The 11,445-nt window shown below is 68.1% G+C and carries 10 protein-coding genes and 1 pseudogene; 9 read left to right on the top strand and 2 right to left on the bottom strand.

What is annotated here, in order from left to right:
- Positions 1–199 precede the first annotated feature (199 nt).
- The 5 genes from VB716_RS13135 to VB716_RS13115 all read left to right on the top strand — a co-directional run bounded on the left by VB716_RS13135 (position 200) and on the right by VB716_RS13115 (position 4,726).
- Positions 200–976 carry a PspA/IM30 family protein gene (locus tag VB716_RS13135; RefSeq protein WP_197153807.1) on the top strand — a complete coding sequence of 259 codons (777 nt, stop codon included), beginning with the start codon at positions 200–202 and terminating at the stop codon, positions 974–976.
- A 121-nt stretch (positions 977–1,097) separates the two neighbouring features.
- The gene (locus VB716_RS13130) at positions 1,098–1,418 is read left to right on the top strand and encodes a thioredoxin family protein (protein WP_231597728.1); all 321 of its coding nucleotides are present in this window, start codon (positions 1,098–1,100) and stop codon (positions 1,416–1,418) included.
- Complete coding sequence (locus VB716_RS13125; RefSeq protein ID WP_197153809.1) at positions 1,405–2,616, top strand: aminotransferase class I/II-fold pyridoxal phosphate-dependent enzyme; 1,212 nt, start codon at positions 1,405–1,407, stop codon at positions 2,614–2,616. Before VB716_RS13130 ends, VB716_RS13125 begins: the two co-directional genes overlap by 14 nt.
- Positions 2,613–3,446, top strand: coding sequence for a biotin--[acetyl-CoA-carboxylase] ligase (locus VB716_RS13120; RefSeq protein WP_231597730.1), 834 nt, complete (start codon positions 2,613–2,615; stop codon positions 3,444–3,446). The genes VB716_RS13125 and VB716_RS13120 overlap by 4 nt, the downstream gene beginning before the upstream one ends.
- Before the next feature lie 65 nt (positions 3,447–3,511).
- Positions 3,512–4,726 carry a M23 family metallopeptidase gene (locus VB716_RS13115; protein ID WP_231597737.1) on the top strand — a complete coding sequence of 405 codons (1,215 nt, stop codon included), beginning with the start codon at positions 3,512–3,514 and terminating at the stop codon, positions 4,724–4,726.
- Between the two features lie 38 nt (positions 4,727–4,764).
- On the opposite strand, the gene VB716_RS13110 is transcribed toward VB716_RS13115, so the two are convergent.
- Both VB716_RS13110 and VB716_RS13105 read right to left on the bottom strand, forming a co-directional pair.
- Complete coding sequence (locus tag VB716_RS13110; protein WP_231605124.1) at positions 4,765–5,409, bottom strand: ABC transporter ATP-binding protein; 645 nt, start codon at positions 5,407–5,409, stop codon at positions 4,765–4,767.
- 50 nt (positions 5,410–5,459) lie between these two features.
- A complete protein-coding gene (locus tag VB716_RS13105) occupies positions 5,460–7,019 on the bottom strand; it encodes an NAD(P)H-quinone oxidoreductase subunit N (RefSeq protein WP_197153810.1) in 1,560 nt (519 codons plus the stop codon).
- A 162-nt stretch (positions 7,020–7,181) separates the two neighbouring features.
- On the opposite strand from VB716_RS13105, the gene topA reads away from it, so the two are divergent.
- The 4 genes and pseudogenes from topA to VB716_RS13085 all read left to right on the top strand — a co-directional run.
- Positions 7,182–9,965, top strand: a complete 2,784-nt coding sequence (gene topA, locus VB716_RS13100; RefSeq protein WP_322757524.1) for a type I DNA topoisomerase — start codon at positions 7,182–7,184, stop codon at positions 9,963–9,965.
- Entirely contained in the window at positions 9,962–10,546 is a 585-nt protein-coding gene (locus tag VB716_RS13095; RefSeq protein ID WP_197159361.1) for a hypothetical protein, read from the top strand. The genes topA and VB716_RS13095 overlap by 4 nt, the downstream gene beginning before the upstream one ends.
- Before the next feature lie 82 nt (positions 10,547–10,628).
- A complete protein-coding gene (locus tag VB716_RS13090) occupies positions 10,629–11,234 on the top strand; it encodes a DUF2232 domain-containing protein (protein ID WP_197172212.1) in 606 nt (201 codons plus the stop codon).
- Positions 11,231–11,445 (top strand): annotated as a pseudogene (locus VB716_RS13085) (NaMN--DMB phosphoribosyltransferase); the annotation flags it as partial. The gene VB716_RS13090 and the pseudogene VB716_RS13085, both read left to right, overlap by 4 nt.

Raw genomic sequence — 11,445 nt, 5'->3', positions numbered from 1 at the left:
GAGCTTGCGGGACAGACTCTCGCCGATCGTGGGGCCGTCCGGGCTTGGCCGGGAGTCGGGCTGGTTGGGCTCTGGCGGCTCGCCTGCGGCGGCGGGCTTCCCGGTCTGAGGGGCCATGGATCGAGCCTAGGTGTGGGCAACCGATCCAGAGTTCCCCGGCGATGCCCGCTACCCTCGGGCCTTGCCCCGTACGTGATCCATGGGCTTCTTTGATCGGATTAGCCGCCTGCTGCGGGCCAACCTCAATGACCTGGTCAGCAAGGCGGAGGATCCCGCCAAGATCCTGGATCAGTCGGTCGCCGACATGCAGGACGACCTGGTGAAGCTGCGCCAGGCCGTGGCCACCGCCATCGCCTCTCAGAAGCGCATCCAGAACCAGGCCGAGCAGTCCGAAGCCCAGTCCAAGATCTGGTACGAGCGCGCCGAGCTGGCCCTCAAGAAGGGGGAGGAGGATCTGGCCCGGGAGGCCCTGTCCCGTCGCAAGACCTACCAGGACACGGCCACGGCACTGAACACCCAGCTGCAGTCGCAGGCGGGGCAGGTGGAGACCCTCAAGAAGAGCCTGGTGGCGCTCGAGGGCAAGATCGCCGAAGCCAAGACCAAGAAAGACATGCTCAAGGCCCGCTCCCAGGCCGCCAAGGCCCAGGAGCAGCTGCAGAGCGCCGTGGGCAACCTCGGCACCAACTCCGCCATGGCCGCCTTCGAGCGGATGGAGGAGAAGGTGCTGGAGCAGGAGTCGCGCAGCCAGGCGGCGGCCGAGCTGGCCGGTGCCGATCTCGAGAGCCAGTTCGCGGCCCTGCAGGGTGGCAATGACGTGGACGACGAGCTGGCGGCGCTGCGCAACCGACTCGAAGGCGGCGCCTCAGCGGCTGGCCTGCCGCCGGCCGAGGGCCCCATGCCGCAGCTTGAGCCGGTCAAGGTGGCGGAAGTCGATGCCGACCTGGAAGAACTCAAGCGCTCGATCGACAAGCTCTGATCCAGGCACAGACTCTGATTCGGCAGGATCCATGGGCCCTGATCCGCAGGATCCATGGGCTCTGATCCGCCGGATCCACAGGCCCCGTCCATACAATTCACCCAGCGTTCCTTCTGCCGCCGTGCCCGTTGCCGAGGTCACCGATGCCACTTTTGCAGCGGAGGTACTCGGTGCTGAGGGGGCCGTTCTGGTCGATGTATGGGCCCCCTGGTGCGGGCCCTGTCGCCTGATGGCGCCGCTGATGGACTGGGCCGCCTCCGAATACGACGGCCGTCTGCTGGTGGGCAAGCTGGAGGCCGATCCCAATCCCGCCACCCGCGATGCCCAGAAGATTCAGGGACTGCCCACCTTGATCCTGTTCCGCGACGGCGTCGAAGTGGCGCGCCACGAAGGCGCCATGGCCAGGCCGCAGCTCAAGGCTTTCCTGGATGCCCATCTCTGAGCGTCTGTCGCAGCTGGGCAGCGGTGTCTTCGCCCGCAACGACAGCCGCAAGGCTGACTATGTCGCCCGTCTGAATCGGGAGGCCTCCACAGCAGGCGCATCGCTGCCTCCCCTGCTCGACCTCTCGCTCGGCTCCACTGACCTGCCACCCCCGCCGGCGGCGATCAGCGCGATCGCTGCAGCCCTGCAGCGGTCCGACAGTGCCGCCTATTGCCTGCATGCCGCCACCCTGCCGTTCCGGGAGGCCGCCGCCGCCTGGGCGGAGCGCCGCTTCGGCGTGGCCGTGGATCCGGAGCGTGAAGTGCTCCTGTTGGTCGGTTCCCAGGAAGGCACCGCCCACCTGCCTCTGGCGGTGCTGAATCCAGGGGACCAGGCCCTGCTGCTGGATCCCTATTACCCCTCCCACCGGGGCGGCCTGCACCTGGCCTCGGCCAGACCGGTGTTCCTGCCCCTCGACCCGGCGCGGAACTGGCGGCCGGATCCCGAGCAGCTCTCCTCCAGCCAGTGGCAGGCCCTGAAGTTGATGGTGCTGGGCTTTCCCCACAACCCCACCGCCACCACCGGCGCCCAGGACTGGCTGGATCCCTTCGTGGACCGCGCCCTGCGCCACGACATCGTGCTGGCCCACGACAACCCCTACGTGGATCTGGCGCTTGAGGGGGAGGCGCCGGCCTTGCTCCGCCATCCCGGCTGGCGCCGTTGCGGCATCGAGTTCTTCTCCCTCTCCAAGAGCTGGTGCCTGGGGGGATATCGCCTGGCCTTTGCGATCGGAGCCGAGTGGCTGATCACGGCCCTGCGTCAGCTCAAGGGAGTGGTGGACTTCAACCAGTCCCTGGCGTTGCAGGCCGGGGCAATCGCCGCCCTGGAACAGGAGCCCCACTGGCCCGAGCGCCTGCGAACCGTGTACCGGGAGCGGCGTGATCGCATGGCGACAGCTCTGGAGGCAGCGGGCTGGCCGGTGCGGCGCCCCTCGATGGCCCTTTACCTCTGGCTGGCCCTGCCACCGGCGGCAAGGCCCCGTGGTTGGGATTCCGAGACCTTCGGCGCCGCCCTGCTGGAGGCCACCGGCGTGGCCCTCACCCCCGGCAACGGCTTCGGGGCGGCCGGTGAGGGGTGGCTGCGCCTGGCCCTGGTGCATCCCAGCGAGGAACTGGAGGCCGGTGCTGCTCGCATCGGGGCCTGGTTGCGGCAGTTGTGAGCCTTCGGGCCCGACGCTCGCCCCTCAGTGCCGCCGCCGTGCTGCGGGCCCGCCGGCGGCTGCAGCGCAGCCAGCCTGACCCCTCCGCCTTCCCCGACTGGTGGCTGCGCCATCGAACGATCTGCGCCAGCACCGAGCGGGAACTGGAGGCCTGGCTGACGGCGGTGCCACCCGATTGCGCCAGGTCGGCGGCATTCGCGCCGCGGGCGGTGCTGGCCTCCCGTCAGCGGTTCGGCCAGGGGCAACGGGGACGCCCATGGCAATCTCCAGCCGGGGGAGTGTGGCTCAGTGCCGCCCTGCCCTGGGCACTGCCGCCACCCCGCGGCGCGGCGGTTGGCCTGGCGGTCGCGGTGGGTCTGGCCCTGGAACTCGAGGCCCTGGGCCTGACGGTGCAGCTGAAATGGCCCAACGATCTTCTGGTGGAGGGGCAAAAGATCGCTGGCCTCCTGCCTCGCCTGCGGCTGCGGGGCGAGCAGGTGCGCTGGGCCCAGGTCGGGGTGGGCCTGAATGGCATCAACCCGGTGCCGCCGGGGGCTATTTCTGTGGCGACGGCCCTGGCGGCGACCCAGCCGAGCTGGCGCGGCAGCGCCGCCGCCCGGGCTACCGCTCCTACCGGCCTGGCGGCCCATCTGCTGCGGGGCCTTGAGTGGGCGGCGACCCACGCCCTTGCGCCAGGACGGGTGCTGCGGGAAGCCCGCCAGCGACTGCTGCTTCCAGTGGCGCCGGTGCTACACGGTGGTGTGGCCTGGAAGGCGGTGGATCTGTCGACGAATGGCAGCCTGGTGCTGCAGCGTGGCGCGGAGCGCATCCTCCTGCAACGCCGGTTCTGAGTTCTGGGTGACTGACCGAGCTGCCTAAACTCAAGATCAGATTTTCCTTTGCCTTCCTTCTGACGGTGCTCTCCGCCAAGACCCTCATCGCCATGGTGGCGCTGCTGCCCCTGACGGCGGCCGGCCTGGCCTGGGGTGAAGCCATCTCCCCCGCTGAGGGCGGCAGTGCAGCCGATCTCTCAGCACCGGTGGCTCCGCCACCTCAGTTGATCGCTCCGCCATCCGCCGCGGCTCCTGAGCCGGCCACCCCTCCGGCCCGTGTCCTGCCGGCCCGGCCGATCACCCCGCAATCGCCCAATCCCCAGATACGGAATCCGAGGCCGATCACGGCCCTCGATCCCCAGCCGCTGCGCCCCGATCCCCAGGCCACCCCAGCCCGGGCACCCAGCCGCTTCGATGCTTCCCTCGACGCCTTGGTGCGCCAGGGAGTGGTGACCTCTGCCGAGCGGGACAGGGTCCGTTCAGCGGGCTCGATCTATCCCCAGGGGCTGCCGGCCCATCGGCAGGCCTGCAGCAGCGGCGCTCTCTCCGCCCAGGAATGCCGCACCGGCCTGGTGGTGCGGTGGCGCGGTCGTGGTCCCGAAACGCAGGTTGCCGGCCTGGAGCAGGGAGGCTTCGCGCGGATCGGCGGAGATGGCCAGCCGCTGCCGCCGCTCACAGTGCCGGTATCGGCGCTGCTGGCGGGCCCTGACGGCAGCTTCAGTCTGGCCCAGGTCTTCCGTGTCACCCCCCGGCCAGCCCCGATCGCCGGAAACGGCAACCGCCGTCTGCTGTTCCCTCTGATCGGGTCGGCGGTGACCAGCAGTGGCTTCGGCTGGCGACTGCACCCGCTTCTGGGCAACTGGCTGATGCATGCAGGGCGCGATCTTGCTGCACCGGAGGGAACACCAGTGGTGGCGGCTCTTTCCGGCCGGGTGGTGAGCAGTGGTCCTGCCGGCGGCTACGGCCTGGCGATCGAGGTGGAGCACGACCGCCCCCGCCGCCGCTCGCTGTACGGGCACCTGTCCGAGCTCTACGTCAAAGCAGGCGATCAGGTACGGCAGGGTGAGGTGATCGGCCGGGTGGGCAGTACCGGCATGAGCACAGGCCCTCATCTGCATTTCGAGCTGCGCCTTCCCCAGGATGGCGGCTGGGTGGCCGTCGACCCTGGCGACCTTGATCCAGGCGGAGCTGCCGTGGGCAGCGATGCCATTGCCCTGCTGATGGGCCAGCTGCTGCAGACCCTGGAGAGGCCGTCGGCCCAAGCCGGACCGGGTAGTTCCGCCAGCAAGGCGAGCTGAACAAATCCGGCTCTGTGGGATTAGCCGCTGAGGGATGGTCAGTCGGCGATATGCCCGTCGCGAAAATGCACCACCCGTTCAGCACGGGCTGCCACATCGTCCTCGTGGGTCACCATCACGACGGTCATGCCGTTGCGATGCAGGTCATCGAAGATGTCGAGCACTTCAGCAGTGGTGTGGGAATCGAGCGCCCCGGTGGGTTCATCGGCCAGGAGCAGGGCCGGTTGGTTGATGATCGCCCGCGCAATCGCGACCCGCTGCTGCTGACCACCCGAGAGCTGGTTGGGCCTGTTGTTCATCCGTGTGGCCAGTCCCACCTGCTCCAGGGCATGGCGGGCACGCTCACTCCGCTCCGCCGTTGGAATTCCCGCGTACACCATTGGCAGTACGACGTTGTCGAGGGCGCTGAGGTTGGGCAGCAGGTGGAACTGCTGAAACACAAAGCCGAGCTCGCGGTTGCGTAGATCGGCCAGCTGGTCGTCGTCGAGCCGCTCCACCGGCGTGCCATTGAGGCGGTAACTGCCGCCGCTGGGGCGGTCGAGGCAGCCAATAATGTTCATGGCCGTGCTTTTCCCGGATCCGGAGGCTCCCATCACCGCCAGGTAATCGCCCCGGTTGACGGTGAGGCTGAGGTCGTCGAGGGCACGGACCTCCTGGTCACCGACCCCGTAGATCTTGCTCACATGATCGAGGCAGGCAACGGGGTCGCCGACGCCAGATTCCGATGCCACCGTCAACCGATCGCGCGCATGAGAATAGGGGTGCCCGCCACGGTGCTGTTGGCCCAGGTGAACAGCGGATTGGAGAGCACACCGCCCACGGCGGTAGCCAGAAGGCAGGTGATCAGGGCGGCACGGAGCGGTTGGAGACCGGCGAGATTCCAGCTGATCTCTGGATAAGCCTTCACCACATCGGAAGCTTCCTGGGGCTCCTTGACCACCATCATCTTGATCACGGAGATGTAGTAGTAAATCGACACCACGGAGGTGACCAGACCCACCACCACCAGGAGGTACTGGTGGTCGGCCCAGCCGGCGAAGAAGAGGTAGATCTTGCCGAAGAAGCCGAGCATCGGCGGGATGCCGCCCAGCGACAGCAGACAGAGGCTGAGGCCGAGAGTGATCAGAGGATCCTTCTGATACAGACCCGCGTAATCGGCAATTCGATCACTGCCCGTACGCAACGAGAAGAGGATGATGCAGGCGAAGGCGCCCAGGTTCATGAACAAATAGGCCGCCATATAGAGCACCATCGCCGCGAAGCCGTCTTCGGTGCCGCAGACCAGACCGATCATCACAAAACCGGCCTGTCCGATCGAGCTGTAGGCCAGCATCCGCTTCATGGAGGTCTGGGCCAGAGCCACCACATTGCCGAGCACCATGCTCAGCACGGCAAGCACAGTGAAGAGAAGCTTCCACTGGGCATCGAAGCTCTCGAAACAACCCACCAGTAACCGCAGAGCCAGGGCAAAACCCGCAGCCTTGGAGCCCACCGAGAGAAAGGCCACGACCGGAGTCGGGGATCCTTCGTACACGTCCGGTGTCCACTGGTGGAACGGCACGGCGGCGATCTTGAAGGCCACCGTGGCCAGAACGAACACGAGGGCCAGGGCTGTGACCGGAGAGGCACTCGTCTGCAGTGCGGCTGCCACATCGGTGAGGGTGGTGCCACCACCGGTCAGGCCGTAAAGAAGCGAGGCGCCGTAGAGAAACACGGCCGCCGCCGCTGAACCGACCAGGAGATATTTCAGCGCTGCTTCGGAACTGCGGGCGTCACGCTTCATGTAGCCCGACAGCAGATAACTGGAGACCGACAGGGTTTCCAGCGAGATGAAGATGCTGACCAGATCCGTGGCGCCACACAGGAACATCGCCCCGAGGGTTGCGGCCAGCAGGATGGCGGCGTACTCGCCCACCGGCGTGCCGCTCTGTTCCACGTAGCGCCAGCTCAGCAGCAGGGACAAGAGGGTGGAGGCTGCCACCACAGCGCGGAACGCGATCGCTAGGTTGTCGGCAAGGAAAGATCCGAGGAACGCAGGCTCCTGCGGACCATTCCATTGCAGGGCCAGCAGCACCAGCGACGTGCCGAGACCTGCGTAACAGAGAGGGGGGACCCAACGGCTCGCAGCTTTTTCGCCTGCCAGGTCCACCAGAAGACAGGCCAGCAGGGCAATCAACACAGCCGCTTCCGGCGCGATCGCCCCGGCATGGAGCTGCAGGCTCAGCCCAGGGGAGAACGCAGCCGTCGAGGCACTGTCCGCCACGGCGGGAGGAAGAACACCGGGCAGAAACATCGCGGCAGCTGACGAGGGAGGGATCCGGTGCTGCGGACTGTAGCCGCGCCGCCTGGTAGCCACGGCACCCTGTCCGAGGCTTCCTGACAGGGGGGCGAGAAAGCGACACACGGCAACCGGCTGGTCGATGCGATAAAGAGGGAACCGGTCCGTCGCGTCTCTGTGGCCCACACCCTGGTCATCGTCGAGAGCCCCACCAAGGCCCGCACGATCCGTGGCTTCCTGCCCAAGGACTTCCGGGTGGAGGCCTCGATGGGTCACGTGCGTGACCTGCCCAACAACGCCAGCGAGATCCCGGCGGCCCACAAGGGCGAGAAGTGGGCCAATCTGGGGGTCAACACTGCCAATGCCTTCGAACCGCTCTACGTGGTGCCGAAGGACAAGAAAAAGGTGGTGAAGGAGCTCAAGGAGGCCCTCAAGGGCGCCGATCAGTTGCTGCTGGCCACCGACGAAGACCGGGAAGGCGAGAGCATCAGCTGGCATCTGCTGCAGCTGCTCGGCCCCAAGGTGCCGGTCAAGAGGATGGTGTTCCACGAGATCACCAAGGAGGCGATCGGCCGGGCCCTCGACCAGACCCGCGAGCTCGACATGGAGCTGGTGCACGCCCAGGAAACGCGGCGCATCCTGGATCGGCTGGTCGGTTACACCCTCTCCCCCCTCCTGTGGAAGAAGGTGGCCTGGGGCCTGTCGGCCGGACGCGTTCAGTCGGTTGCGGTGCGCCTCCTGGTGCAACGCGAGCGAGCGCGGCGGGCCTTCCGCAGTGGCAGCTACTGGGACCTCAAGGCCGCTCTGGAACAGGCCGGCAGTGGCTTCGAGGCCAAACTCACCCATCTGCGCGGCGAAAGGATCGCCGGCGGCAGTGACTTCGACGAAACCACCGGTGCGATCAAGGCTGGCAGCACCGTGAAGCTGCTGGCCGAGGACGAAGCCCGCCAGCTCCAGGACGCCGTGCAGGCCGCCACCTGGAAGGTGAAGACGGTGGAGGAGAAACCCACGGTGCGCAGACCCGTGCCCCCCTTCACCACCAGCACCCTGCAGCAGGAAGCGAACCGCAAGCTGCGGTTGTCGGCCCGCGAGACCATGCGCGCCGCCCAGGGCCTCTACGAACGGGGCTTCATCACCTACATGCGCACCGACTCGGTGCACCTCAGTGATCAGGCCATCACCGCCGCCCGCAGCTGCGTCAGCGAGAAATATGGCAAGGACTACCTCAGCCCGGCACCGCGGCAGTTCAGCACCAAGGCCCGCAACGCCCAGGAGGCCCACGAGGCGATCCGGCCTGCCGGCGAACGATTCCGCACCCCCAGCGACACCGGCCTGGACGGCCGCGATCTGGCTCTCTACGAGCTGATCTGGAAACGCACGGTGGCCAGCCAGATGGCCGATGCCCGCCTGACGATGCTGAGCGTGGAACTGGAGGTGGCGGCCGGCGGCAGCCTCGGCACCGCCAACTTCCGCGCCGGTGGCAAGCGGATCGACTTCGCCGGATTCTTCCGGGCCTACGTGGAGGGATCCGACGATCCCGATGCCGCCCTGGAGGGCCAGGAAGTGCTGCTACCCGCCCTGGCGGTGGGGGACAGCCCGTCCTGCAAGGCCGTGGAGGCCCTCGGCCACCAGACCCAGCCCCCCGCCCGCTACAGCGAAGCGGCCCTGGTGAAGATGCTTGAGAAGGAGGGCATCGGTCGACCCTCCACCTACGCCTCGATCATCGGCACGATCGTGGACCGGGGCTATGCCACTCAGCATGGCAACGCCCTGATTCCCAGTTTCACCGCCTTCGCCGTGACCGGACTCCTGGAGGAGCACTTTCCGGATCTGGTGGACACGAGTTTCACCGCCCGCATGGAGAACACCCTCGATGAGATCTCCCACGGCAAGGTGTCCTGGCTGCCGTATCTCGAGGCTTTCTACAAGGGCGAAACCGGCCTCGAAACCCAGGTGCAGCAGAGGGAGGGGGACATCGACCCCGGCGTCTCGCGCACGGTGGAGCTGGAGGGCCTGCCCTGCGTGGTGAGGATCGGCCGCTTCGGCGCCTACCTCGAAACCAAGCGCGTCAGCGAAGACGGCAGCGAAGAGCTGCTCAAGGCAACCCTGCCCCAGGAGATCACCCCCGGTGATCTCGATGCGGAAAAGGCCGAGCTGATCCTCAAGCAGAAGGCTGAGGGGCCCGAATCCCTCGGGGAGGATCCTGAAACCGGAGAAGCGGTCTATCTGCTGTTCGGCCAGTACGGCCCCTATGTGCAGAAGGGCCAGGTCAGCGACGAGAACCCCAAGCCCAAACGGGCCTCCCTGCCCAAGGGTGTCAAGCCTGAGGAGCTCAGCCTCGCCGATGCCCTGGGCCTGCTGCGGTTACCGCGGCTGCTGGGAGAGCATCCCGATGGCGGCAAGGTGCAGGCGGGTCTGGGACGCTTCGGTCCGTACGTGGTGCACGACAAGGGCAAGGGGGAAAAGGACTACCGCTCCCTCAAGGCCGAAGACGATGTGCTAACCGTGGGTCTGGAGCGGGCCCTGGAGCTGCTGGCCATGCCCAAGCGCGGCCGCGGTGGCCGCACGGCGCTCAAGGATCTGGGCACGCCCGAGGGCGCCGAGGAGGCCATCCAGGTGTTCGATGGGCCCTATGGCCTCTATGTGAAGCAGGGCAAGGTGAATGCCTCCCTGCCGGAAGGCATCACCGCCGAGACGATCACCCTGGAGCAGGCCGTGGAGCTGCTGGGGGCCAAGGCGGCCAGCGGCAAGGGCAAGGGCCGCAAGACCGCTTCCTCGAAAGCAACTGCGGCCAAGACCGGTGCCGGCAAGACAGGCACCGCTTCCAAAACCGGAACCCCCAAGAATGCAGCCAGCGGCACCTCCGCAGCCAAACCAGCGGCGAAAAAGCCCCCCGCCACCACCAAGACCGGTCGCCTGCGGGCCAGTGCCGTGCGAGTGATCAAGGCGGCCGGCAGTTGAGCACTCCCGCTCACGGCCCCCTCCGGCCTCTGCTGGCGGCAGGCCTGCTGGCGTTGCTGGCCGGCGGCTGCAGCGGCTCCCCCCTCGGGGCTCGTCTGGCAGGCAGCTTCCCCGGTGCCGGCAACGCCGATCCAGCCGGGACAGGGACTCCCGCCGCCGCCTCCAGCACTGCCGGCACCACGCCGGAAACACCGGTGCTGACCACTCCTGTGCCGGCTGACCAGACAAAGGCAGGCCAGGGCAAAACGGCACCACCGACCCCAGGCCCAGCCAGGACTGACCCGTCCAAGACGACCTCTGCCCCAGCCGATCCATCGGCTGGAACCGCCGCTGCCGGCGGAGCCGGCAGCAAGCCAGCCGGCAAGGGACCCAGTGAAGTGCGACCTTCCACCCCAGCTCCCTACCGGGTCACGATCCAGCTGCCCCAGGCCGATCCCGCCGCGCCGGCCGAGGCCCTGACGCAGGCCCTGCGCGCCGCCGGTCTCTCGTTTGAGGTGGAGAGCATCGAGCGGGTGCCGGCAGCCGCCCCAGCCAGTGCCCCCGCCGCTCCGATCAGCACCCCGGCGCCCGCCCCCCGATGAGCCCCTCGTCCGCAGCAGCCCGTTGAGCCGTCTCCCCGTGCGCAGCAACCCGCCCCTCAGCCAGCGCCAGGCCCGCCAGCTGATGGAGACCGCCTACCTGGCCGCCGCCACGGCGCTGCTGTGGATGGCGCTGTATTACCTGCCGGTAGGCAGTCCCCTCTTCCGCCTCGCCCTGCCCCTGCCGCTGGCCCTGCTGCAGCTTCGCCATGGTTGGCGTTGCGCCAGCGAGGGCGTGGTGGTCACGGCGTTGCTGCTGGTGGCCCTGATGGGCCCGATCCGGGGCCCCCTGGTGCTGTTTCCCTATGGCCTGCTGGCCCTCTGGCTGGGCTGGGGCTGGCGGCGCCAGGCCAGCTGGTGGCTCACCTGGTCGGTGGGTGCGTTGATCGGCGCGGCCGGCTTCCTGGTGCGCGTGGTGGTGCTCTCGGTGCTGGTGGGGGAAAACCTCTGGGTCGTGATCACCACCGCCGCCGCCGGCCTGTTGGAGCGAATCGGCGGCCTCCTGGGCATGGGGGCGGGCTTCGAGCTGCTGCAGGTCCAGCTGGCCGCCCTCCTGCTGGTGCTGATCCAGAACGTGATCGTGGTTCTGGCCCTGCATGCGGTGGCCTACTGGATCTTTCCACGGCTGCAGTCGCCGATCGGCGAACCCCCTGAGGCCCTGCGGGCCCTGGTGGCCCTCGATCCGCTGTGATCCGTCGCCTGGCGGGCGAGCCCGGCGTTGCCCAGGGCTGGCTGGAGCGGTTCTCGGTGAACTGCCGGGCCACCGAGGTGCTGCTGCTGCTGGCCGCCACCGAGACGGCAGCAGTGCCGGGTATCTCCGCCGCCGGTGCCACTCCCGCCTCCCGGCGAAGCACAGCCGCGGCGGATGCAGAGCTGCTGCGGCTCGGCCCCGCCGCACACCG

The organism is Synechococcus sp. CCY9201, assembly GCF_034931105.1.
GTDB lineage: Bacteria > Cyanobacteriota > Cyanobacteriia > PCC-6307 > Cyanobiaceae > CBW1002.
The sequence above is the reverse complement of the archived record's forward strand: the minus strand, read 5'-3'. Positions and strand labels throughout refer to the sequence as shown.